The organism is Bradyrhizobium sp. LA2.1 (assembly GCF_040547725.1).
GTDB classification, from domain to species: domain Bacteria; phylum Pseudomonadota; class Alphaproteobacteria; order Rhizobiales; family Xanthobacteraceae; genus Bradyrhizobium; species Bradyrhizobium barranii.
In genome coordinates this window covers 124,212-147,651 of the sequence record NZ_JBEPQI010000006.1, presented here as the reverse complement: position 1 = coordinate 147,651, position 23,440 = coordinate 124,212, and the positions used below count along the sequence as shown (strand labels likewise).

Annotated in this window: 18 protein-coding genes; 8 read left to right on the top strand and 10 right to left on the bottom strand. The window is 64.8% G+C overall.

Annotated elements, in window-relative coordinates:
- The first annotated feature begins 39 nt into the window (after positions 1–39).
- Genes ABIB95_RS13355 through ABIB95_RS13335 form a run of 5 tightly spaced genes read left to right on the top strand, consistent with a single transcriptional unit; the run spans position 40 to position 5,514 of the window.
- Positions 40–1,638: an ABC transporter substrate-binding protein gene (locus ABIB95_RS13355; protein ID WP_354239904.1), complete on the top strand. Its 1,599-nt coding sequence runs from the start codon at positions 40–42 to the stop codon at positions 1,636–1,638.
- Positions 1,639–1,673: 35 nt separating this feature from the next.
- Positions 1,674–2,621 (top strand): ABC transporter permease, encoded by a 948-nt coding sequence (locus tag ABIB95_RS13350; RefSeq protein WP_354113340.1) that lies wholly within the window; start codon positions 1,674–1,676, stop codon positions 2,619–2,621.
- A gap of 9 nt (positions 2,622–2,630) precedes the next feature.
- Entirely contained in the window at positions 2,631–3,524 is an 894-nt protein-coding gene (locus ABIB95_RS13345; protein ID WP_063979980.1) for an ABC transporter permease, read from the top strand.
- Entirely contained in the window at positions 3,524–4,531 is a 1,008-nt protein-coding gene (locus ABIB95_RS13340; protein ID WP_354239901.1) for an ABC transporter ATP-binding protein, read from the top strand. The genes ABIB95_RS13345 and ABIB95_RS13340 overlap by 1 nt, the downstream gene beginning before the upstream one ends.
- Positions 4,528–5,514: an ABC transporter ATP-binding protein gene (locus ABIB95_RS13335; protein ID WP_354239899.1), complete on the top strand. Its 987-nt coding sequence runs from the start codon at positions 4,528–4,530 to the stop codon at positions 5,512–5,514. Before ABIB95_RS13340 ends, ABIB95_RS13335 begins: the two co-directional genes overlap by 4 nt.
- Here ABIB95_RS13335 and ABIB95_RS13330 read toward each other — a convergent pair.
- From ABIB95_RS13330 to ABIB95_RS13295, 8 genes are all read right to left on the bottom strand, one after another.
- Positions 5,486–6,298, bottom strand: a complete 813-nt coding sequence (locus ABIB95_RS13330; protein ID WP_354239897.1) for a hypothetical protein — start codon at positions 6,296–6,298, stop codon at positions 5,486–5,488. The two genes, ABIB95_RS13335 and ABIB95_RS13330, sit on opposite strands and share 29 nt — an antisense overlap.
- A gap of 265 nt (positions 6,299–6,563) precedes the next feature.
- Positions 6,564–8,540, bottom strand: coding sequence for an acetyl/propionyl/methylcrotonyl-CoA carboxylase subunit alpha (locus ABIB95_RS13325; protein WP_354239895.1), 1,977 nt, complete (start codon positions 8,538–8,540; stop codon positions 6,564–6,566).
- Positions 8,537–10,153, bottom strand: a complete 1,617-nt coding sequence (locus tag ABIB95_RS13320; RefSeq protein ID WP_354239893.1) for an acyl-CoA carboxylase subunit beta — start codon at positions 10,151–10,153, stop codon at positions 8,537–8,539. The genes ABIB95_RS13325 and ABIB95_RS13320 overlap by 4 nt, the downstream gene beginning before the upstream one ends.
- Before the next feature lie 114 nt (positions 10,154–10,267).
- Positions 10,268–11,134 (bottom strand): beta-keto acid cleavage family enzyme, encoded by an 867-nt coding sequence (locus ABIB95_RS13315; protein WP_028155241.1) that lies wholly within the window; start codon positions 11,132–11,134, stop codon positions 10,268–10,270.
- 202 nt (positions 11,135–11,336) lie between these two features.
- Positions 11,337–12,137 carry an AraC family transcriptional regulator gene (locus ABIB95_RS13310; RefSeq protein WP_354239891.1) on the bottom strand — a complete coding sequence of 267 codons (801 nt, stop codon included), beginning with the start codon at positions 12,135–12,137 and terminating at the stop codon, positions 11,337–11,339.
- A gap of 175 nt (positions 12,138–12,312) precedes the next feature.
- Entirely contained in the window at positions 12,313–12,969 is a 657-nt protein-coding gene (locus tag ABIB95_RS13305; RefSeq protein ID WP_071909062.1) for a glutathione S-transferase family protein, read from the bottom strand.
- Positions 12,969–14,132 carry an acyl-CoA dehydrogenase family protein gene (locus ABIB95_RS13300; protein WP_354239889.1) on the bottom strand — a complete coding sequence of 388 codons (1,164 nt, stop codon included), beginning with the start codon at positions 14,130–14,132 and terminating at the stop codon, positions 12,969–12,971. Before ABIB95_RS13300 ends, ABIB95_RS13305 begins: the two co-directional genes overlap by 1 nt.
- 120 nt (positions 14,133–14,252) lie before the next feature.
- Complete coding sequence (locus tag ABIB95_RS13295) at positions 14,253–15,389, bottom strand: acyl-CoA dehydrogenase family protein (protein WP_354239887.1); 1,137 nt, start codon at positions 15,387–15,389, stop codon at positions 14,253–14,255.
- Between the two features lie 266 nt (positions 15,390–15,655).
- Here ABIB95_RS13295 and ABIB95_RS13290 point away from each other — a divergent pair, with 266 nt between their 5' ends.
- The gene (locus tag ABIB95_RS13290; RefSeq protein WP_354239885.1) at positions 15,656–17,206 is read left to right on the top strand and encodes an acyl-CoA synthetase; all 1,551 of its coding nucleotides are present in this window, start codon (positions 15,656–15,658) and stop codon (positions 17,204–17,206) included.
- A gap of 88 nt (positions 17,207–17,294) precedes the next feature.
- Positions 17,295–18,515, top strand: a complete 1,221-nt coding sequence (locus tag ABIB95_RS13285) for an ABC transporter substrate-binding protein (RefSeq protein WP_354239883.1) — start codon at positions 17,295–17,297, stop codon at positions 18,513–18,515.
- Here ABIB95_RS13285 and ABIB95_RS13280 read toward each other — a convergent pair.
- Complete coding sequence (locus tag ABIB95_RS13280; protein WP_354239881.1) at positions 18,512–20,002, bottom strand: glycosyltransferase family 2 protein; 1,491 nt, start codon at positions 20,000–20,002, stop codon at positions 18,512–18,514. The two genes, ABIB95_RS13285 and ABIB95_RS13280, sit on opposite strands and share 4 nt — an antisense overlap.
- A gap of 48 nt (positions 20,003–20,050) precedes the next feature.
- Entirely contained in the window at positions 20,051–20,821 is a 771-nt protein-coding gene (locus ABIB95_RS13275; RefSeq protein ID WP_166071581.1) for a helix-turn-helix transcriptional regulator, read from the bottom strand.
- A gap of 187 nt (positions 20,822–21,008) precedes the next feature.
- On the opposite strand from ABIB95_RS13275, the gene ABIB95_RS13270 reads away from it, so the two are divergent.
- Positions 21,009–23,273: a marine proteobacterial sortase target protein gene (locus tag ABIB95_RS13270; protein ID WP_354239878.1), complete on the top strand. Its 2,265-nt coding sequence runs from the start codon at positions 21,009–21,011 to the stop codon at positions 23,271–23,273.
- The last annotated feature ends 167 nt before the right edge of the window (positions 23,274–23,440 follow it).

Sequence of the window (23,440 nt, the reverse complement as noted above, 5' to 3'; positions counted from 1 at the left end):
CGCAAAGGCCCAAAAGACTAATGTCCAGGGAGGATGAGCATGCGGAGCGTGTGGGCGCTCGCCGCAGTGGCGGCGCTATCTGTGCTGACGACCTCGACCACCGCGCTCGCCGGCGGGCCCAAACAGGGCGGAATCCTGCGGATGTACCACCGCGACAGCCCCGGCAATGCCTCGATCCATGAAGGCGCGACCTATTCGCTCAATGTTCCCTTCATGCCTGTGTTCAACAACCTCGTCATCTACAAGCAGGACGAGGCGCAGAACAGGATGGACAATATCATTCCGGAACTCGCCGAGAGCTGGGCCTGGGTCAACGACAACAAGACGCTGACCTTCAAGCTGCGCCCGGGCGTGAAATGGCATGACGGCAAGCCGTTCACCTCCGCGGACGTCAAATGCACCTTCGACATGTTGATGGGCAAGTCGCAGCAGAAGTTCCGGCAGAATCCGCGCAAGACCTGGTACGAACAGGTCAACGACGTCTCCACCAACGGCGACCTCGAAGTTTCCTTCAACTTGAAGCGGCCGCAGCCGTCGCTGCTGGCCCTGCTCGCCTCGGGCTACACGCCGGTCTATCCCTGTCACGTCTCGCCCGGCGACATGCGCACGCACCCGATCGGGACCGGCCCGTTCAAATTCGTCGAGTTCAAGGCCAATGAATCGATCAAGCTGACCCGCAATCCCGACTATTGGCGCGAGGGGCGGCCCTATCTCGACGGCATCGAGTTCACCATCATCCCGAACCGTTCGACCGCGATCCTCGCCTTCGTCGCCGGCAAGTTCGACATGGCGTTCCCGACCGAAGTGAGCATTCCGCTATTGAAGGACGTCAAATCGCAGGCGCCGAAAGCGGTCTGCGTGGTCGAGCCCAACAATGTCGCCACCAACATCATCGTCAATTCCTCCGCGCCACCGTTCGACAATATCGACATCCGCCGCGCCATGGCGCTGTCGCTCGACCGCAAGGCGTTCATCTCGATCATGTTCGAGGGGCAGGGCGATGTCGGCGGCACCATGCTGCCGCCGCCGAACGGGCTGTGGGGCATGCCGAAGGAGATGCTCGAGACCATTCCCGGCTATGGCCCCGATGTGAACGCCAACCGCGAGGAAGCCAGGAAGCTGATGCAGAAGGCCGGCTACGGGCCGGACAAGCATCTCGCCGTCAAGGTCTCGACCCGCAACATCCCGGTCTATCGCGATCCCGCGGTGATCCTGATCGACCAGCTCAAGAGCATCTATATCGACGGCGAGCTCGACGTGGTCGAGACCGCGAACTGGTTCCCGAAGATCGCACGCAAGGACTACATGCTCGGGCTCAATCTGACCGGCAACGCCGTCGACGATCCCGACCAGTCGTTCTACGAGAACTATTCCTGCGGGTCCGAGCGCAACTACACCAATTACTGCAACAAGGAGATCGAAAAGCTGTTCGACGTGCAGTCGCAGGAGACCGACATCAACAAGCGCAAGAAGCTGGTGTGGGACATCGACAAGAAGCTGCAGGAGGACGTCGCCCGCCCGATCATCTTCCACGCGCGCACCGGCTCCTGCTGGCAGCCCTATGTCAAGGGCGTAACGGTGATGTCGAACAGCTCCTATAATGGGTATCGCTACGAGGACGTCTGGATGGACAAGTAGCGCAGGCGGCTGACGGTTTCGACAGGAGGCGATGCATGTTTGCCTATCTGGTGCGGCGCCTGTTCCTGATGCTCGTGACCCTGTTCGGGATCTCGGTCGTCATCTTCTTCCTGCTGCGCATCGTGCCCGGCAACATCGTCGACATCCTGTTCGCCGCGGCGGGCTACGTCGACCCCGCCGACAAGGCCAATCTGGAGAAGGAGCTCGGCATCGACCAGCCGCTGGTCGTGCAGTATTGGCACTGGATCAGCGGCTTTCTGCGCGGCGATTTCGGCTACTCCTATGTTTCCGAGAAGCCCGCGCTTCAGGAGATTTTGCCGCGGATCCCGATCACCGCGCGGCTCGCCGGGCTGGCGCTGTTGTTCTCGGCGTCGATCGGCATTCCGCTCGGCGTCATCAGCGCGGTGAAGCAGGGCACACGGCTCGATTACGCGTTGCGCGTCGTCAGCCTCAGCGGATTGTCGCTGCCCTCGTTCTGGCTCGGCCTGCTGATCCTCACGGCGTCGGTGGCGATGTTCAACCAGATGCCGATCTTCAATCCGAATCCGAAGACCTGGCTCGAGGCGTTCGCGACCTACGCCGTGCCTGCGGCAGCCGTCGGCTTCCGCAGCGCGGCGCTGACCATGCGCATCACGCGATCCTCGATGCTCGAGGTGCTGCGGCAGGACTATATCCGCACCGCGCGCGCCAAGGGCGCCTCCGACGCCGCCGTCAACTATAAGCATGCGCTGAAGAACGCGATCCTGCCCGTCATCACCGTGATCGGCATCGAGGCCGCGTTCCTGATCGGCGGCCTGATCGTGACCGAGACCGTGTTCAACATCCCCGGCGTCGCACGCTTCCTGGTCGAAGCGATCCGCTGGCGCGACTATCCGATCGTGCAGAACCTCGTGATGCTGATCGCGGTCGTGGTGGTGAGCGCGAACTTCATCGTCGACATGCTCTACGCGGTGTTCGATCCGCGCATCCGGTATACGGATTAGGAGATCAGCTTGGCCGCGATTGACTATGATCTCGAACTGAGGCGGGCCGGCGCGCATGCGACCGGCGGCTGGCGGCGCGTACTGTATTTGGCACAGCGGCACGTGCTGGGCGCGGCCGGGCTGATCATCATGACGCTGTTCGTGCTCACGGCGATCTTTGCCGACTTCATCGCGCGCTACGATCCCCTGACCATCGACGCCGCCCGTGCGCTGGCGCGCCCGAGCCTGGCGCACTGGATGGGCACGGACTCCTTCGGCCGCGACGTGTTCAGCCGCATCATCCACGGCGCGCGGATCTCGCTCGCGGTCGGCATCGGCTCGACGGCACTTGGCGGTACGATCGGCGTCATCGTTGGCCTCACCTCCGGCTATCTCTCCGGCTGGGTCGACCTCGTATTCCAGCGCGTCTCCGACATTCTTCAAGCGCTTCCACTGCTGGTCCTGGCGTTGATCATGACCGCCGCGCTCGGTCCGTCCCTGCCGAACGTCATCATCGCCATCGCCATTCCGCTGATCCCGACGGTGTCGCGCGTCATTCGCGCCAACACGCTGGCGCTGCGCGAGCTGCCCTTTATCGAAGCCGCCAAGTCGATCGGCATGAGCGAGGTGCGGATCGCGCTGCGCCACGTGCTGCCGAACACGCTGGCGCCGCTGATCGTGCTCGCGACCGCGCAGCTCGGCTCGACCATCCTCACCGAAGCCTCGCTCTCCTTCCTCGGCCTCGGCATTCCCGAGCCCTATCCGTCATGGGGCCGGATGCTCTCGGAATCCGCCGCCGAATATGTCCGCACTGCGCCATGGCTGGTGATCTTCCCGGGCATCGCGATCAGCCTCGCCGTGTTCGGCGCCAATCTGTTCGGCGACGCCCTGCGCGACATCCTCGATCCCCGGCAGCGCGGCTGATGGCAGACAGATCCGATCTCGTGCTCGATGTGAAGAACCTGAAGACGGTGTTCTTCACCAATTCCGGCCTGTTCAAGGCCGTCGACGACGTCTCCTTCACCGTGAGGCGCGGCGAGACGCTGGCGATCGTCGGCGAATCCGGCTGCGGCAAGAGCGTCACCGCGCTGTCCCTGATGCGGCTGGTGCCCGATCCGCCCGGCCGCATCGTCGGCGGGTCGGTCACGCTCGAAGGCACCGAGCTGCTGGCGCTGGATGAAGCCGAGATGCGCGCTGTCAGGGGCAATCGCATCTCCATGATCTTCCAGGAGCCGATGACCTCGCTCAATCCGGTGATGCGGATCGGTGACCAGATCGTCGAGGCGGTGCGGCTGCACCGGGCGATGCCGGCCAGAGAAGCGCGCGACATCGCGGTCGAGATGCTGCGGCTGGTACGCATTCCCGAACCGGCGCGGCGCGCGCGGGAATATCCGCATCAGCTTTCCGGCGGCATGCGCCAGCGCGCGATGATCGCGATGGCGCTCGCCTGCCGGCCGGCGCTGCTGATCGCGGACGAGCCGACCACCGCGCTCGACGTCACCATCCAGGCACAGATCCTGGCGCTGATCCTCGACCTTCAGAAGGAGCTCGGCACCGGCCTCGTGTTGATCACGCATGATCTCGGCGTCGTCGCGCAGACCGCGCAGCGGGTGATCGTGATGTATGCGGGGAAGAAGGTGGAGGAGGCAACGGTGGAAGCGCTGTTCGCCGATCCCAAGCACCCCTACACGCGCGGGCTGATGGCCTCGATCCCGGCCGTGCCGGCGTCAGGTATTCCGGTGCAGGCGCGGCTCAACGAAATTCCCGGCACCGTGCCGTCGCTGGTGCGGCTGCCGAAAGGCTGCGCCTTCGCGCCGCGCTGCAAGCTCGCGATCAAGCGTTGCGAGGCCGAATATCCGCCGCTGGAGGACTGGGGCGGCGGCCATCTCGCGGCGTGCTGGCGCGCGGCCGAAGTGGCGGAGGTGGCATGACCGAAGCGCTGCTCGAAGTCACCGATCTCAAGAAGCACTATCCGGTGCGCGCCGGCGTGTTGCGGCGGCAGGTCGGCACCGTGCATGCGGTCGACGGCGTCTCGTTCTCGGTTCATACCGGCGAGACGCTCGGCCTGGTCGGTGAATCCGGCTGCGGCAAGTCGACGGTGGCGCGCAGCGTGCTGCGGCTGGTCGAGCCGACCTCGGGTCAGATCCGCCTTGACGGAGAGGACATCACCCGTCTCTCCAAGACCGCGCTGCGGCCGCATCGCCGCTCGATGCAGATCGTGTTCCAGGACCCGTTCGCTTCGCTCAATCCGCGCATGACCGCCGGCGATATTGTCGGTGAACCCCTCGCCGTGCATGGGCTCGCGAGCGGGAAGGAGCTGGAAGCGCGTACCGCAAAACTGTTCGAGCAGGTGGGCCTGCGGCCTGATCAGATGCGCAACTTCCCGCATCAATTCTCCGGCGGCCAGCGCCAGCGCATCTGCATCGCACGCGCGCTGGCACTGGGGCCACGCCTGATCGTCTGCGACGAGCCGGTCTCCGCGCTCGACGTCTCGATCCAGGCGCAGGTGATCAATCTCCTGATCGACTTGCAGAAGGCGCACGGCTTCTCCTATCTCTTCATCGCGCATGACCTCGCCGTGGTCGCCCATATCAGCCACCGCGTCGCCGTGATGTATCTCGGCCGCATCGTCGAGATCGCCGGCAAGGACGAGCTGTTCCGCAATCCGCGCCATCCCTACACGCAGGCCCTGCTCGCGTCAGTGCCGGTTGCAAACCCGTTTGCCAAGAAGCTCGCGCCGCTGGTCGACGGCGACGTGCCGAGTCCGGTCAATCCGCCCTCCGGCTGCGCATTTCACACCCGCTGCCGGTTTGCGATCGAGCGGTGCAAGACGGAGCGGCCGGCGCTGGTGGACGCAGGCGGCGGACATCAGGTGGCGTGCCTGCTCAACGAGGGGACGGGACGGAGCCAGTAGGCCGCAAAGCCCGGATCACCGGCCACGCCGCCAGCGCGGCGGCCAGATGCTTGAGCGTGTGGCCCGAGACAATGTGGCCTGTCGCTTCAAATATGGTCACGTCACCCAGCTCGAAAAGCTTGGCCAGCGCGTAAAAGAAGATCACGCCGCCCAGAGACACGCCAAGCGCACCGGGCCGGGGCCGTGTCAACGCCAGTCCCACGGCCAACGCCATGCCGCCGAACTGCACGACCACCCATGGCGTGAGATTCTCGCGTGCCACCCAGGCCGCGAGCAGGCCCGCAACCGTCACCAGCACCACCACCGCCTGACCGGCACGCACGCTGATGCGCTCGCTGGCCGCGATGCCCAGAAAGCCCGCGAACGCCACCGCCATACCGAGACGATCGGCCACCAGCCGCTGCGGCGCGTCGGGATCCAGATGATAGATGCACGATCCTATGCAAGTGAGGATCAGACCCACGAAGAGGCAACCTGCACCTGCGGGCGCATCAGGGTGGGCACGCAGGCGCAGCAAGCCCCAAGCGCCCATCGCCAGGAAGGCAAGATTGCTCAGCACGTCGCCGGCGTTGGGCACGCCCAGCCAGGTGCGGGTGTCGACGAAATGCGGGATGTGCCAGCCGGTGGCGGGCATCGCGGGTGCGAGGAGCGCCACCAGCGTCAAGACGAAGAGCGCACCGATCAAATATTTTTCGCGAACTTGCGGCGGGGCGAACGAGAACCGGCGGGACACTGACGGCAGCAGGGCATCGGTCTCTCGGGCGTGGTGATTTGCGCGCAACATGCAGGCCTCCACATGATTTGACATCGCTCAATATTAGTAACCCAGAATTGAACAATGTTCAATAATAATCGTGAGCGAGATCAAACAGGCAGTATCATATTGTATTATTTGGATTTATTTGGACACCCGCGTGCAGCCACGGCGGTGAGTTGAGTTTGAGACGGCATCTCTCCCCATCGTCATTGCGAGCGCAGCGAAGCCATCCAGAGCGCTTCTGCGGATGCAGACTGGATTGCTTCGCTTCGCTCGCAATGACGGAGAGAGGCTAACCCGCCCCGATCTCCGCGACGATCCTGCCCGTCGTGACCTGCTCGCCTTCGGCGACGTCGATCGCGGCGACCACGCCGTCGATACCGGCCTTGTGGACGTGCTCCATCTTCATTGCTTCCAAGGTCATCACCGGTTGACCGGCGGTGACGCGGTCGCCGGGCTTGACCAGCACGGCGACGACGCGGCCGTTCATGGCGGCGCGGACTCTGCCATCGCCGCCATTGCTCGCAGCCGCCTTTGGCGCGGCAAGGGTGAGATCGGTGACCGCAAGCGGGATGCCGCGATGCTGAAGGTAGAGCCGGTCACCATCGCGCAGGAATTTTGCGCTGTCCATCACGCCGTCGTGGCGGAAGCGGATGGCGTCGGGATCGAGCTGGTCGATCTCGAACCTGTCCTGACGGCCGTCGGCGGCGACGATGTAGCCGCCACCGCGCTCACGCGTGACTTCGAGCTCGTGGGTGTGGCTGGCGATCTCGACTTTCGCCGGTAGCGGAAATGTTGCCGCCAGACTCCGTCCGCTTTGCCATGACGGCGCGCGCGGATTGGTGACGTAGAGCAGCAGGCCCGCAAGTGCCGTATCGAATGCGGCATTCGCCGAGGGCGCCAGCAACTCGTCGCGATGCGTCCCGATGAAGGCTGTCGTCGCCTCGCCCTTGGCAAATCCGGGATGACGCAGGCACGACATCAGGAACGCCTGATTGGTGGTCACGCCAAATGCAGTGAGTTGCTCCAGGCGGACGATCAGCCGCCCCCTCGCCTCCTCCCGTGTCGCGCCATGGCTGATCACCTTGGCGATCATGGAATCGTAGAACGGCGGGATCTCCGCGCCCGATTGCAGCGCGTGCTCGACGCGGATGCTGTCAGGCACCTGCCAGCGCGCCATGCGGCCGGACTGCGGCATGAAATCCTGCGCGGCATCTTCCGAGCACAGCCGCACCTCGATGGCGTGGCCCGAGAATCGGATGTCCTGCTGCTTCACCGGCAGAGGCTCGCCACGCGCGACACGCAGCTGCAGCTCGACGAGATCGAGCCCGGTGATCGCCTCGGTGACGGGATGCTCGACCTGGAGACGCGTGTTCATCTCCATGAAGTAGAACTCACCGCTCGCGTCGAGCAGGAATTCCAGCGTGCCGGCGCCCTCATAGCGCAGCGCCTTGACCGCCGCGACCGCGACCTCACCCATTTTCGCGCGCAGCTCCGGCGTGACCGCCGGCGATGGCGCCTCCTCGATCAGCTTCTGATGTCGCCGCTGCACCGAGCAGTCGCGCTCGCCGAGATGGATGGCGTTGCCATGGCTGTCGCCGAACACCTGGATCTCGATGTGTCGGGGATTCTGGATGGCGCGTTCGAGGATGACGGTCGGATCGCCAAATGCGGCTTTGGCTTCAGACCGCGCACTGCGCAGCGCATCGGGGAAGGATGCAGCATCGGTGACGAGCCGCATGCCGCGGCCGCCGCCGCCCGCAACCGCCTTGATCATCACGGGGAAGCCGATCTTCCTGGCTTCCGCGAGCATGACCTCGTCGCTTTGGTCGGCACCCTGATAGCCGGGCACGCAGGGCACGCCGGCCTTCTTCATGATCTCCTTGGCGCCGGCCTTGTTACCCATGGCCTCGATCGCCTGCGGCGAGGGACCGATGAAGACGAGGCGCGCATCCTTGCAGGCCTGCGCAAAATCCTCGTTCTCGGCGAGGAAGCCGTAGCCGGGATGCACGGCATCCGCGCCGCTCGCCTTGGCCGCAGCGATGATCGCGCGAATGTTGAGATAGGATTGCGCCGGCAGGGCTTCGCCGATGCGCACGGCCTGGTCGGCCTGCCGCACGTGGAGCGCATCGCGATCGGCATCCGAATAAACCGCAACGACGCCGAGGCCGAGCTGCCGCGCGCTCCGCATCACCCGCAGCGCGATCTCGCCGCGATTGGCAACTAAAACCCTAAAGAACGGCCGGTGCTGCACTGATCCGTTCCTCATGGGCGGGCCACCGAAAACTGCATGCGCTGGGGCGTGCGCGCATCGCCCTCGCGGCAGATCGCGAGCACCTCGGACAGCACCGCGCGGGTGTCGCGCGGATCGATCACGCCGTCGTCGAGCACGCGGGCGCTGGTCGAGAACACGTCCATCTGGCCGTCGAACACGCCGATGATCTGCGCCTTCATCGCGTCGAGCTTTTCTTTCTCGACCGGCTTGCCGCGGCGCGCGGCGGCGGCCTCGGTCACGATCGCCATGGTTTCGGCGGCCTGCTCGCCACCCATCACGGCGGTCTTGGCGTTGGGCCAGGAGAAGCAGAAGCGCGGATGGAAGCCGCGCCCGCACATGCCGTAATTGCCGGCGCCGAACGAGGCGCCGCAATAGATGGTGATCTGCGGCACCGTCGCCGAGGTCACCGCCTGGATCATCTTCGAGCCGTGCTTGATCATGCCGGCTTCTTCATAGGCCTTGCCGACCATGTAGCCGGTGGTGTTGTTGAGATAGAGGATCGGCGTGCGGGTCTGACAGCAGGCCTGGATGAAATGCGTCGCCTTGTTGGCGCCGGCGGGATCGAGCGGGCCGTTGTTGGTGATGATGCCGATCGCCTGGCCCTCGATGCGGGCGTGACCGCAGACGGTGGCGGGGCCGTAATTGGGCGCCATCTCGGTGAAGTCGGAATCGTCGACGATGCGCGCGATCACCTGCTTCATGTCGACGGTGCGCTTGTGGTCCATTGGCATGATGCCGAGCAGCTCGTCCTGGTCGTAGCGTGGCGGTTTGAACTGTGAATCCGCTCGGCCCGGCCGCTCCCATTCCAGCGCCGCCATGATCTCGCGCGCGATGCGCAACGCATCGCGGTCGTCCTCCGCGAGGTAATCGCCAAGGCCGGAGACCTGCGTGTGCATCTCGGCGCCGCCGAGTTCTTCCTCGGTCGCGATCTCGCCTGTCGCTGCCTTCAGCAGCGGCGGCCCGGCAAGGAAGGCGCGGGTGCGGCCGCGCACCATGACGATGTAATCGGACAGGCCGGTCTGGTAGGCGCCACCCGCGGTGGACGAGCCATGCGTGACGGTGACGACCGGCAGCCCAGCCGCCGAGAGCCGCGCGAGATTGCGAAAGATGTTGCCGCCACGGACAAAGTCCTCGACGCGGTAGCGCAGCAGATTGGCCCCGGCGCTTTCGACGAGCTGGACGTAGGGCAGCTTGTTCTCCAGCGCGAGCTCCTGCACCCGGAGCGTCTTGTCGAGACCATAGGGCTGGAGCGCACCGGCGTCGATGCCGGCGTCATTGGCGCTGACCATGCAGCGGATGCCCGAGACGAAGCCGATGCCGGCGATGACGCCGCCGCCGGGCACGCTCTTGTTCGCATCTGATACGTCGAACATGTAGCCGGCGAGCGTCGACAGCTCGATGAAGGGCGCGCCGGGATCGAGCACCAGCGCGACGCGTTCGCGCGGCAGCAGCTGGCCACGCTTGTGGAAGCGATCCTTTGCCGCCGCCGACGCCGCACGCGTGCGCTCTTCCAGCGCGCGCATGCGGTCGATCAGACCGAGCATGCCGTCGCGATTGGCGTGATAGGCAGCGCTGCCGGGGGAAATGGTGTTGTCGAGAATGGACATAACTCTATCCTGCTCGTCATTGCGAGGAGCGAAGCGACGAAGCAATCCAGACCGTCACCGCGGAAAGACCCTGGATTGCTTCGCTTCGCTCGCAATGACGGTTGAGGCGATACCTTACCTATTCGTCCCAAAGATCTTCCGCGCCTCGGCGGGGCTTGCGATCTCGCGGCCCGCACGGCGGGCGCAGGCGGCGATGGCCTCGATGAGCTGGCCGTTCGACGTCACCTTCTTGCCGTCGGCGAGATAGAAGGCGTCCTCCAGGCCGGTGCGGAGATGACCGCCGAGCTCGGCGCAGCGCTGGTGCAGCGGCCAGATCTCTTCGCGGCCGATCGCGGTGACCTGGAAATGCGCCTCGGGGCGCTTCAGCTTGATCAGGATCGGCAGCAGATCGGGATCGGACGGCATGCCGGAGGCAACGCCCATCACGAAATTGTATTCGAGCGGACCTTTGTACATGCCGACCTGGTGATACATGCCGACGCAGCGGACGATACCGACGTCGAAACATTCGAACTCGGGGATGGTCCCGACCGCGTTCATGACGTCGAGATAGTCCTTCACCTTCTCGACCGCGTTGTCGAACATCATCGGCGGCCAGGCCCAGGTGTTGTCGGCCTTGACCTTCAGATAGTTCAGCGAGCCGGCGTTGCAGGCCGCGATCTCGGGCCTGGTCTCGCGGATGCAGTCGAGCGCGCCGCTGTAGTTCGGCCCTGACACGCCCGAGGTGTGATTGATGATGACGCCGGGGCAGGCCTCGCGGATGGCCTGCTGAATCTCCTTGCTGACGCTCACGTCCCAGGACGGCAGATGTCCCTTGTCCGGCGCCTGCTGGCGCAAATGGATGTGCATGATGCTGGCGCCGGCGTCGAACGCAGCCTTGGCTTCGCGCGCCATCTGCTCGGGCGTCACAGGCACGTTGTGCTGCTTCGGATCGGTGAGCACGCCGTTCAGCGCGCAGGTGATGACGGCCTTGTCGCTCATGCCACTAATGTCTCGCACGTTGAGAATTCAACGCTTGTGATCATGTGACGCGCGGGCATCCGGCTTCTTGCGCGGAGAAGCTAGCCAAAGACGAGCTATCGTAGGGTGGGCAAAGGCGCTTTGCGCCGTGCCCACCACACGTCTCAACGCTTGGCGAAGATGGTGGGCACGCTTTCGCTTTGCGCACCCTACCAGAGCGACGCTAGCTCGCCTCCGCGAGCCTCACCGTCTCGGTGCTGCGGTAGATCGCGAGGTCGCGCGAGCCGACGAAGATCGCGCGCGGCTTCAATCCATAGAAGCGGCGGATCGAATGGCTGAAATGGGTGGAGTCGGGATAGCCGATGTCCTGCGCGAGGTGGGCGAGATTGAGGTCCTGGTTGGCGAAGTGCAGCAAATGCCGCGCACGCTTCCAGGCGCGGAAGGAGCGGAACGAGATGCCGGTCTCTTCCTTGAACAGATGCAGGAAGCGCGAGGCCGAGAGGCCCGCTTCGGCGGCGCACGTATCCGCCGTCACTGGCTCGCCGGAGAAGCGGCCGATGCGGGCGACGGCGCGCATCACGCGCGGATCGAGCACGCGGCGCGGCAGGGCCTCGCCAAAGCACATCTCGTCGAATTCGGCGGTGGTGATGTCGCCATAGCGACTCTGGCGCAGCAGCGCATAGGCGGCGAGGATCTTGCGGGCATAGGCGGCCCGGTCAGGTCCTGTCAGCCGCTCGGCCAGGGCCTCGATCACGCCGTCCGGCATGCTTTCCGGCTCGAGCGTGACGCTGATTGCAGTGCGGTAGTCGCTGGCGATGGAATGCCGCTGGTTCGGCAGGGTCACGAACAGCTCGCCGGTGGCGAGGGCGTCCTCGATCGTCAGATGCAGGCTGCCCTTCACCGCGACATAGACGTGGCAGCAGCCGGGGGTGCGCTTGCGGGGGCGGCCGAGCAGACCGGCATAGAATACCCGCTCCGGCGTGATCAGCATCAGATGGTCGGATTCGCGACCGTTATCTTCCATTGGGATCCTCCTCGCGCGGCTCTTTGGCCGCTGCGGACGGAGGTCACCTTAGCGGAAATTTGGGCGCTGTCACGGCGCGATAGCGCTGTCATGGCGCGCAAAAGATTACCATTCCGGGACGATGATCAGTCGTCCCGAAACCGCGATGAGACCGCAGTCCCATCCTACGGAATGCTTACGCCCTCACGCGCGGCGCAACATTCTGCTCGACGCCGGCCTTCTGCTCCGCGGCAACCGCGCGCTTGAATCCGTCGCGCTGCTGCAGCCGCGCCCAATAGGCTGCGACATTTGGCCCGAAATCCTTGGCGAGGCCGACGTTGTTGGCGAGCCGGAGCGCGTAGCCGATGACAATGTCAGCGGCAGTGAAGCGGCCTGCGCACAATGTTTCGGCATTGGCCGTCGCCGCCTCGACCGCGCGCAGGCGCCCCAGGAACCATTTTGCATAATCGCCTGCGACCTGCGGATTGCGGCGCTCCTCCGGCTCGAGCTGGGTGTATCGGAGCACCAGCGTCTGCGGGAAGGTTAACGTGGCATCGCTGAAATACATCCAGTTCAGGAACGCGCCATAGGCGGGATCCTCGGGTCCGACCATCAACGGCGTCGGTCCGTGCTTGATGCCGAGGTAATGGCAGATGCCGGAAGACTCGGTCATCTTCGTCTCGCCGTCGACCATGAAGGGAATGGTGCCGAGCGGATTGAGCGCAAGGTACTCCTTGGCGAAGACCCGCGGCGGGAACGGCAGCATCTTCAATTCATACGGAAGTCCCATCTCCTCCAGCATCCAGAGCGGACGGAACGAGCGCGCGGCGTCGCAGTGATAGAGCGTGATCATCAGGCATTCCCTTTACTGCCGGGCAGCGTGCCCATCATCTTGCACAGGACCATCAGCATGACCTCGTCGGCACCGCCGCCGATCGACGTCAACCGGCTATCGCGATAGGCACGGCTGACCGGCGTCTCGTTGGTAAAGCCCATTCCGCCCCAATATTGCAAGCAGGCGTCGGTGAGCTCGCGGCCGAGCCGCCCGGCCTTCAGCTTGGCCATGGTCGCAAGCTTGGTCACGTCCTCGCCGGCCACGAGTTGCTCGGCGGCGCGATAGATCAGCGCGCGCAACAGCTCGACTTCGGTCTGCATCTCCGCGAGCTTGAAGTGCACGATTTGGTTGTCGAGGATCGACTTCCCGAATGCCTTCCGGTTACGCGTGTACTCGATGGTTTCGTTGATGATGTATTCATGCGCCTTGAGGCAGGCCGCCGCGCCCCAGAGCCGCTCCTCCTGGAACTGGATCATCTGGTAGGTAAAGCCCTTGCCCTCCTCGCCGATGCGGTTGCGCTTGGGCACGCGGACATTGTCGAAGAAGATCTGCGCGGTGTCCGAGGAGCGCATGCCCATCTTGTCGAGCTTTCGCGCCACCGTGACGCCCTTGCTCTTCATGGGCACGCAGATCAGCGACTTGTTGCGGTGAACCGGCCCATCGCCGGAGTTGGCGAGCAGACAGATCCAGTCGGCCTGGGTGCCGTTGGTGATCCACATCTTGCCGCCATCGATGACGTAATCGTCGCCGTCGGAGCGTGCATTTGTCTTGATCGAGGCAACGTCCGAACCCGCGCCGGGCTCGGAGACGCCGATGCAGGCGACGTAGTCGCCGGTAATCGACGGGCTGAGGAATTCGCGCCGCACCTCGTCCGACCCGAACCGCGCCAGCGCCGGCGTTGCCATGTCCGTCTGCACCCCGATCGCCATCGGCACGCCGCCGCAGGTGATGGCGCCAAGCTCCTCCGCCATCATCAGCGCATAGGAATAGTCGAGGCCGGAGCCGCCGAATTCGACCGGCTTGTTCAGCCCCAAGAAGCCGAGGCTGCCCATCTTCTTGAACAGCTCATGCGCCGGGAAGATGTCGGCCTTCTCCCATTCATCGACATGAGGGTTGATCTCGTTGGCGATGAATTTTTGTAAGGAGCGGCGGATGTCGTCGTGGTCGGCGGTGAATAGCATTTTTTCCTCTCGTCATTCCGGGGCGCGCGAAGCGCGAACCCGGAATCCATTCCTCTGCGGTGTGTGCGGCCCGATGGATTCCGGGCTCGACGCTTCGCGTCGCCCCGGAATGACAGAAAGTCACAACCCCATCTGCCTTGAGGCCAAATCCTTCATGATCTCCTCCGTCCCACCGCCGATGGCGTTGACCTTGACCTCCCGGTAGATGCGCTCGGCCTTGATGCCGCGCATGAAGCCGGCGCCGCCGAAGATCTGCACGGCTTCCGAGGCGCAGAACGCCATGGTTTGCGTGGCCTGGTTCTTCATCATGCAGATCTCGGCGACCGGGCTCTCGCCCTGCTCCAGCCGCCAGGCCAGTAATTCCAGCATCGACTGGGATGCCGCGACCTTCTGCGCCATGTCGACGATCTTGTGCCTGATGACCTGGTGCTGGGCGAGCGGCTTGCCAAAAGTCTTGCGCTCCTTGGCATAGGCGATCGCTTCGTCGAGGCAGACCCGCGCGAAGGCGGTGCAGCCCGCCGCCATGCCCATGCGTTCGCTGTTGAAATTCCGCATGATGATCTTGAAGCCCTGGCCTTCCTCGCCGATCAGGTTTTCGGCCGGCACGCGGCAGTCATCGAAATGCAGCGTCGCGGTGTCGGAGGCCCACCAGCCCATCTTCTTCAGTTTCGTCCGTGACAGGCCGGGCGTGTCACCCTCGATCAGAAGCAGGCTGACGCCGCCGGCGCCCTCGCCGCCTGTACGCACCGCAACGGTCAGATAATCGGCGCGCACCCCTGAGGTGATGAAGGTCTTCTCGCCGGTCACGACGTAGTGATCGCCATCGCGCCGCGCCTTGGTGCGGAGGTTCGCGACATCGGAGCCGCCGGCCGGCTCGGTGATCGCCAACGCGGAGATCTTCTCGCCCGACAGCACTTGCGGCAGCACCCGTGCCTTGAGCTCCGGGCGCGCCGCCCGCGCGATCGGCGGCGAGCCGATTGTGTGGCTCATCAGGCTGGCGCTGACCCCGCCGGCGCCGGCGCGCGCCAATTCCTGGCTCGCCACGATCTTCATGAACTGGTCGGCGGCGATCCCGCCATATTCCTCGGGGAATCCGAGCCCCAACAGGCCAATCTCGGCCGCCTTGCGATAAAGCACGCGGGGAAATTCGCCGGCCTCGTCCCATTCATGGGCAAAGGGCGTGATCTCCTTCTCGACAAAGCGGCGCATCACCTCGCGGAAGGCGTCATGCTCGGCGGTATAGAACGGGCTCTTCATCGTCGTCTCGCCCTGCTGGCGGATTCGTGTTGGCCACCATGGCCGGAACATCTGCCGTTCACTTGCGCAGAGTGGCTGACCGGGGGAACCGCTGCACGGGAGCCCATCGCCTAGCAACTCAACGCAAGACGATTTTCGCCGCTCGCAGGCCAACTCCGGGGCAAAAAAAGACGTGCGCACAAACTCCGGCTGGCCCCAGGGCCACGCCGGGCATGGTGCCCGGCAAATAGGGACGCAGGCGGCACAAGACCGCCGAGGGAGGGATTTTGGCCGTTCGTTATTACGACTGGATCGTCCATCACGGCCGCCGCACGCCTGACAAGGTCGCGGTGATCGACCTCGCGAGCGAGCGCCGCTTCACCTATTCGCAGCTCGATGCCCGCGTCTCGCGCCTGGCCGGATTTCTCCGTGACGCACTCAAGGTGTCGCGCGGCGACCGCGTCGCGGTGCTGGCGCTGAACACGACCGACACGCTGGAGGTGCAGTTCGCCTGCGGACGGCTCGGCGCGGTCTTCGTGCCGCTGAACACCCGCCTCACCGTTCCCGAGCTCCAGTTCATCACCGGCGATTGCGCGCCGAAGGTGATGATTCACGACACTGATCTCGCCGAGACCGCGCTCGCCGTCGCAAAGCTCTGCAACGTCGCGACCAGCCTGCTGCTCGGCCCCGGCGGCGCTTACGAGACCGGCATCGCGTCCGCCAAGCCGCTTGCCCGCGCCGAGGAGGTCACGCTCGATGACGTCTCGACCATCATGTACACATCGGGCACCACGGGCCATCCCAAGGGCGCGACCATCACCCATGGCATGACGTTCTGGAATTGCGTCAATCTCGGCGGCCCGGCCTGCATCGGCCCGGCCTCGGTGCTGCTCACCGTGCTGCCGCTGTTCCACACCGGCGGGCTCAATTGCTACACCAACCCGGTGCTGCATGCCGGCGGCACCGTGATGATCATGCGTGCCTTCGATCCCGGTACGGCGCTCGGCCTGATCAACGATCCCGCACAGGGCATCAACGTGTTCTTCGGCGTGCCCGCGATCTACCAGTTCATGGCGCAGCATCCGGCCTTTGCGACCACCGACCTGACCCGGTTGATCGTCTGCGGTGTCGGCGGCGCGCCGATGCCGGTGCCCCTGCTGAAAGTCTGGGAGGCACGCGGCGTCGCACTGCAGCAGGGCTACGGCATGACCGAGACCTCGCCGGCCGTACTGGTACTGGATCGCGAGGATGCGGCGCGCAAGGCGGGCTCGGCCGGCAAGCCGGTGCTGCACACCGAGGTGCGGATCGTGCGCCCCGACGGCAGCGACGCCGAGGTCGGCGAACTCGGCGAGCTCTGGGTCAAGGGCCCGAACATCACGCCGGGCTACTGGAACCGGCCGGAGGCGAACAAGACGTCCTTCACCGACGGCTGGCTGCACACGGGCGATGCGACGCGCGTCGACGAGGAAGGCTTCTACTATATCGTCGACCGCTGGAAGGACATGTACATCTCGGGCGGCGAGAACGTCTATCCGGCCGAGGTCGAGAACGTCCTGCATCAGCTCACCGCGATCGCGGAAGCCGCCGTGATCGGCATTCCCGATCCGCAATGGGGCGAGGTAGGCCTCGCCATCGTCGCGGCCAAGCCCGGTCAGCGGCTGACCGAGGCGGATGTCTTTGCGCACTGCGCGGCCAATCTCGCGCGCTTCAAATGCCCACGACAGGTGCGCTTCGTCGATGCGCTGCCGCGCAACGCCACCGGCAAGATCCACAAGCCGACGTTGCGGAAAGAATTCTCGGTGGCGTCCGAAGTCGACAAGAAAGTCGCCAACGCCTGATCAAAGCGCCCCTTGGGGGCGCTTCTTCGTTTCTGACGTGCCTGCTCCAACCCAGAAGAAACCGCAAAGAAAACCCCAAGGAATTTTCATGAACAAGAAACTCTCCCTGCTTGCCGCGGCAACGGCGTTGACGCTGCTTGCGACCCCGTCCGCGTATGCGCAGAAGGCGTACGACACCGGCGTCACCGACACCGAGATCAGGATCGGCAATGTCGAGGCCTATTCCGGTCCCGCGTCCGCCTACGGCATCATCGGCAAGACCGAGGAAGCCTATTTCAAGATGATCAACGACCAGGGCGGCATCAACGGCCGCAAGATCAACTGGATTTCCTATGATGACGGCTACTCGCCGCCGAAGACCGTGGAGCAGATCCGCAAGCTGATCGAGAGCGACGAGGTCTTCCTGGTCTTCAACGCGCTGGGCACGCCGACCCAGACCGCCGTGCAGAAATATCACAATTCAAAGAAGGTGCCGCAGCTCTTCCTCGCCACCGGCGCCAGCAAGTGGAACGACCCGAAGAACTTTCCCTGGACCATGGGCTTCCAGCCCAGCTACCGGGTCGAGGCACAGATCTTCGCAAAATACATTCTGAAGGAGAAGCCGGACGCGAAGGTCGCGATCTTCTATGCCAACGACGATTTCGGCAAAGACTACCTCGCCGGCATCAAGGACGTGTTCGGCGAAAAGGCGTCGAAGCTGATCGTGGCGGAGGAGAGCTACGAGACGTCGGAGCCGTCGATCGATGCCCATATCGTCAAGCTCAAGGGCACCGGCGCCGATGTCTTCGTGAACATCGCGACCCCAAAGTTCGCGGCCCAGGCGATCAAGAAGATCGCGGAGCTGGAGTGGAAGCCTATGCACCTGATGACCGACGTCTCGGTGTCGATCGGCGCGGTGATGAAGCCGGCCGGCCTCGATGCATCCGAGGGCGTGCTGTCGGCCGGCTATCTGAAGGATGCGTCGGATCCGCAGTGGAAGGACGACGAGGGCATGAAGAAGTTCATGACCTTTATCGACAAGTACATGCCCGGCGCGAACATCTCGGACGCCAATCTGGTTTACGCCTATGCCGCGGCCCAGACGATGGTGCAGGTGCTGAAGCAGTCGGGTGACAATCTGACCCGAGAGAACGTGATGAAGCAGGCCGCGAGCCTGAAGGACTTCGTCCCTGATACGCTGATCCCGGGGATCAAGATCAACACCTCGGCCACCGACTTCGCGCCAATCGAGCAGCTCAAGATGTGGCGGTTCAAGAAGGGCCAGTGGGAGCTGTTCGGCGACATCATCAGCGCCGAAACGGGCGGCTAGCCACGCATCGCAGCAACGGGTGGAGACGTCCAGCTGACGTCTTCGCCCGCACTGACGTCGATCCCCGCGACCGGCAGGCCGAGCCGGCGCGGGTCATCGATGGCCGCAAAGCGCGGACAGGCCCATGCCAGGATCGCCCTGCCCGATGGCGGCAGATCGAGCTGAAGAACGAAGGCACCCGCGTCGATCGCAGTCGCGGTATCCGCAACGCGCACGCCGTCGAGATAGAACTGCACGCCGATCCGATCAAGCGGCCCGCGAATCTCCGGCGACGCGATCCGAATGATGGTGCGCCCCGGTGGCGCCTCGATCCGCAAGGCGGCTTCCGGCTCGCTCCAGCGGAAGCTGCGGCCCTGCCAGACCTCCCAGGCATGGAAGCCGGCCTGTGCGACCATCTGATCGCCGAGATTCTGCGCAGCTCCGCCAAGGCTCCCCCGAATGCCACGGATACAATAGAGGCGCTGATAGTGGATCAGCGCGGCGATATAACGCTTCAGCCAGCGCGCGATGCTGCCGCGAGAGCCGCCCATGGTGAGCAGGGTCAGACTGCAGCGCGCATAGCCTGCCGACACACGTGCAAGACCAAGCGCAAGGCGGTCGCCGGCCAGTGCGATCGCGCCCCAACGCCCGATCGCCTGCAGGCCTTCGCTTGTCACGCGGCCGGCGCGCATCCGTGCACCAAGGGCGCTACGCGCCAGCACGACGTTGAAGTCGCCGCGGCTGCTCCACTCGACCGGAGTTTCGAGCAGCTCGCTGCCGGGATCGTTGCGCGCTTCGCTGAGATGGCGGATCTCGCCCTGCACGAAATCGAGCGTGAATGTCTTCAGCTCGCCGATTTCGCCGATATAGTAGTGATGGAAGCGCGCCTCCTCGAGATAGCCGATCGTATGGCCCCTCGCGTGATACGCGGCGGCGAGCACCCATTCGGCGAAATGGCCGAGCTCCTCGCGCAGGCCGCCGCATTCCCAATAGACGTCGCGCCGCGTCACGAAGCACTGGTCCAGCACCTTGCGCCAGGGATGCTGTTTCATGCCGAACTCGATGTCGGCCTGGTACATGGCGGCCTCCGCCACGGACAGCCGATTATGGCAGATCGGCACCGACTGGCAGGAGAACCCCGCCCAGTCGGGACGAGCGCCGATCGCGCGGATGCAGGCCTCCATCACGTCAGGCTCGGGCCGGCAATGCGACTCCGTAAAGAACAGATATTTGCCGCGGGCCTTGGCGGCGCCGAAGGCGCAGAGCCCGATGTCATGGTCCGAATTGGTGAATTCGAGGCGCGCTTTGCCGCCGGCCAGCGCCTTCAGCTCATTGAGTGCCTCGAAATCAGGCGGCACCACCAGAATGATTTCGTAAAGCGATTTGTCGGCGGTCTGCGACGTCCAGCCGAGCCAGGACAGCTCCCACTGCCCGCGGTGATGTTCCAGCGGGATGATGATGGAGAACAGCGGAGATTCACCACCGTATGGTGCGGGCACGTCCTGCATGTTCCCTTATAGATGCACGCGACGCCATTCCGGACTCTTTCTCGCGGACTATACCGACAGAAACAACGCGAACGATTCCTCCACCGTGCGGCGCAGATGCTTTCCATACAATGCGTGGTTGGCATCGTCGGGGCCGACCCGTCCCAGGGACGGCTTCGCGACGTTGCGGAGCGGCACATAGGCGATCGGCGCTGCGATCGGCGTCAGTTGCGAGCCGGGTCCGGCGCGGAGCGTCGAGATGATGCCGTACATCTCGCCGGCAACCGTCGGCCGCGACACCGTGATCACGCGATGCTGGCCGTGCTTGATGATGACGAGATAGATGAAGCCGGACTGATGCGGCACCGCAACCTCGCCGGTATGCTCATAGGCGGCATCGGTCCGCTCGCCCTCGCGGAACACCAGTGAAGACACCTTCGGCTCCCAGACGATCTCGGTGCGATAGGCGAAGATCGCATCCTTGTCGCCGAAGGACGGTCGCAGCGTGATGTAGACGTCCTCGAGCCAGGTCACCGCGCGATGCGCATAGGAGCCGAGGCTGTCGGGCGCGACATCGTTTGCGGCCGGAGGCGTCACCACGGCGGCGCTTTTACGCAAGGAGACGCCCAGCGCCTGCTCCAGCCGCACGGTCGTTGCCAGCGTGAACGGCCGCCGGCCGCCGAGCACCTTCTCCAGCGTCGACAGGCTGAGCTTGGCCTGCTCGGCCAACGCCTGCCGGGAAATCCGGCGCCTGGCGAGCTCCTCGCGAATGGTCTCCGCGATCTCGCGGCTCTGCTCGTCCGAAAGCTGCCTGTCGGTGACTTTATCCTGCGTCTGCATCGTCAACCCTGCTCCACGGACGCCAGTCTAGCAGGGCAGACAAACCAGCACAAAACCGTACATGGCGATCCCGGCCTTGGCCTGCCGGGGCCGGCCGCGGCGGAACATTGCCGATCATTCTGCTCGCGCATATAGGCGCTCCCGACGGATGCTCCGAGCCAGCGAACACCCTTCGGGAGCAGGCGAAATGGATAGCTACGACACAGCCGACAGCGACGGGCACCCCATGCTGGGGCGGCTGATCAAGCTCGGATTGTTTCTTCTGGTGCAGGGCATCGCGGTGATGCTGGTCGCCTTCGTGGCCCTGCTCGTGAGTCTTGAGCCCGGATGGTCGGCGACGACGGAGCAGGCCAGCCTGCTCCAGCCCGGCGATGCCAAATCCGGCACCCTTCTCCTGAAGGAGGACGGTGCCTACACGGAGGCGATCCGCCTCGGCATCGACGTCGACATCACGGTATCAGGCCCGACGCTGCGCGCCCGCGTCACCCAGGTCTTCCGCAATCCGACCAAGGACTGGGTCGAGGCGACCTACGTTTATCCGCTTCCCGCCGGCGGCGCCGTCGACACGCTGAAGATGGTGGTCGGCGACCGCGTCATCATCGGCGGCATCAAGGAGCGGCAGCAGGCACGCGTGATCTACGAGCAGGCGCGCCGCGCCGGCCAAAAGGCCGCGCTCACCGAGCAGGAGCGGCCGAACATCTTCACCAATTCGGTCGCCAATATCGGTCCCGGCGAAACCGTGCTGGTGCAGATCGAATATCAGGAGCCGGTGCATCAATCCGGCAATGAATATTCGCTGCGGCTGCCGCTGGTGGTCGGGCCGCGCTACAATCCGGCGCCGATCGTGCAGAGCGTCGACTTCCGCCAGGACGGCTCAGGCTGGGGCGCGACCAATTCGGAGCCGGTGCCGGACCGCGACCGTATCTCGCCGCCGGTGCTGGATCCCGCCAGGAACGCGCCGGTCAATCCGACCAGCATCACGGTGCGCCTGAAGGCAGGCTTCGTGCTCGGCGAGGTCAGGAGTCACCACCATAACGTCAAGGTCGAGAGCCCGGACAATGCGACGCGAATCGTCACGCTCGCTGACGGCGCCGTGGCCGCCGACCGCGATTTCGAGCTGACCTGGAAGCCGGCCGCGGAGAAGGCTCCGTCGGTTGGCCTGTTCCGCGAGCGTGTCGGCGATGCCGACTATCTGCTCGCCTTCGTCACCCCGCCCAGTGCCGAGCAGGCGACGCAGAAGCCGCTGCCGCGCGAGGTTGTGTTCGTGATCGACAATTCGGGCTCGATGGGCGGTACGTCGATCGTTCAGGCCAAGGCCAGCCTGACTTACGCGCTCTCTCGCCTTCAACCCGGCGACCGCTTCAACGTCATCCGCTTCGACGACACCATGGACGTGCTGTTCCCGGCCTCCGTGCCGGCCGACGCCACGCATGTCGGTGAAGCCACGTCGTTCGTCAGTGCCTTGCAGGCCCGCGGCGGCACCGAGATGGTGCCGGCGATGCGCGCCGCGCTGACCGACAAGGCTGGCGACACCAGCATGGTCCGCCAGGTGGTGTTCCTGACCGACGGCGCGATCGGCAACGAGCAGCAATTGTTCGAAACGATCACTGCGATGCGGGGCCGCTCGCGCGTGTTCATGGTCGGCATCGGATCCGCGCCCAACACCTATCTGATGACGCGCGCCGCCGAGCTCGGCCGTGGGGCCTTCACCCATATCGGCTCCGTCGAGCAGGTCGAGGAGCGCATGCGCGGCCTGTTCGCCAAGCTGGAGAACCCCGCGGTAACCGGGCTCAGCGTAAAGTTCTCCGATACCAAGGCGGACGTGACGCCTGCGATCATTCCCGACGTCTATCGCGACGAACCGCTGGTGCTGGCGGCAAAGCTCGACAAGCTCGCCGGCTCGCTCGAGATCAAGGGACGCGTTGGCGACCGCCCGTGGTCGGTGACGCTGCCGCTGCAAAACGCCGCCGAAGGCAAGGGCCTGTCAAAACTCTGGGCCAAGCGCAAGATCGGCGATGCCGAGGTGGCGCGTACCATGCGCGAGATGACGCCCGACGACTCCGACAAGGCGATCCTCGCGCTGGCGCTCGACCACCAGATCGTCACGCGGTTGACCAGCCTCGTCGCGGTCAACAAGACGCCGAGCCGCCCCGAGGGCGCGCCGCTCAAGCTCAGCGAGCTGCCGCTCAACCTGCCGGCCGGTTGGGATTTCGAGAAGGTCTTTGGCGAGCGACCGCATCTGACGCCCACACAATTGCGCGAACGCCATGCGGATGCGCGCAACCAGCCGACGGCGAGGCGGCCGACGCCCGCCGCGCCGGATGCGATCCGTCTGCCCAAGACCGCGACCTCTGCCGAGCTCAAGATGATCGCAGGCTTCATCCTGATCGTGCTCGCCCTGATCCTGTACGTGTTCAACCGGCGTCAGCCCTTGCTCACTGACGCCGCTTGAGAGAGGAGCCCCCCGAACTCCTCTGTTAGCGCGCGCGGCTGCCCGTCCCGTACCAACGGCCGCGCGCGCCTTTTTCTTCTTGCCGTCATTGCGAGCGCAGCGAAGCAATCCAGGCTGCCTCCGCGGAAGGACTCTGGATTGCTTCGCTGCGCTCGCAATGACGCGTG

What these genes read in the sequence shown, in the direction of transcription:
- ABIB95_RS13315 (WP_028155241.1), bottom strand. Translation starts at nt 11,134, where the DNA reads ATGAGCGACAAGGCCGTCATCACCTGCGCGCTGAACGGCGTGCTCACC.
- ABIB95_RS13295 (WP_354239887.1), bottom strand. Translation starts at nt 15,389, where the DNA reads ATGAAGAGCCCGTTCTATACCGCCGAGCATGACGCCTTCCGCGAGGTG.
- ABIB95_RS13355 (WP_354239904.1), top strand. Translation starts at nt 40, where the DNA reads ATGCGGAGCGTGTGGGCGCTCGCCGCAGTGGCGGCGCTATCTGTGCTG.
- ABIB95_RS13340 (WP_354239901.1), top strand. Translation starts at nt 3,524, where the DNA reads ATGGCAGACAGATCCGATCTCGTGCTCGATGTGAAGAACCTGAAGACG.
- ABIB95_RS13335 (WP_354239899.1), top strand. Translation starts at nt 4,528, where the DNA reads ATGACCGAAGCGCTGCTCGAAGTCACCGATCTCAAGAAGCACTATCCG.
- ABIB95_RS13305 (WP_071909062.1), bottom strand. Translation starts at nt 12,969, where the DNA reads ATGATCACGCTCTATCACTGCGACGCCGCGCGCTCGTTCCGTCCGCTC.
- ABIB95_RS13310 (WP_354239891.1), bottom strand. Translation starts at nt 12,137, where the DNA reads ATGGAAGATAACGGTCGCGAATCCGACCATCTGATGCTGATCACGCCG.
- ABIB95_RS13320 (WP_354239893.1), bottom strand. Translation starts at nt 10,153, where the DNA reads ATGTCCATTCTCGACAACACCATTTCCCCCGGCAGCGCTGCCTATCAC.
- ABIB95_RS13280 (WP_354239881.1), bottom strand. Translation starts at nt 20,002, where the DNA reads ATGCAGGACGTGCCCGCACCATACGGTGGTGAATCTCCGCTGTTCTCC.
- ABIB95_RS13350 (WP_354113340.1), top strand. Translation starts at nt 1,674, where the DNA reads ATGTTTGCCTATCTGGTGCGGCGCCTGTTCCTGATGCTCGTGACCCTG.
- ABIB95_RS13285 (WP_354239883.1), top strand. Translation starts at nt 17,295, where the DNA reads ATGAACAAGAAACTCTCCCTGCTTGCCGCGGCAACGGCGTTGACGCTG.
- ABIB95_RS13275 (WP_166071581.1), bottom strand. Translation starts at nt 20,821, where the DNA reads ATGCAGACGCAGGATAAAGTCACCGACAGGCAGCTTTCGGACGAGCAG.
- ABIB95_RS13325 (WP_354239895.1), bottom strand. Translation starts at nt 8,540, where the DNA reads ATGAGGAACGGATCAGTGCAGCACCGGCCGTTCTTTAGGGTTTTAGTT.
- ABIB95_RS13330 (WP_354239897.1), bottom strand. Translation starts at nt 6,298, where the DNA reads ATGTTGCGCGCAAATCACCACGCCCGAGAGACCGATGCCCTGCTGCCG.
- ABIB95_RS13300 (WP_354239889.1), bottom strand. Translation starts at nt 14,132, where the DNA reads ATGCTATTCACCGCCGACCACGACGACATCCGCCGCTCCTTACAAAAA.
- ABIB95_RS13270 (WP_354239878.1), top strand. Translation starts at nt 21,009, where the DNA reads ATGGATAGCTACGACACAGCCGACAGCGACGGGCACCCCATGCTGGGG.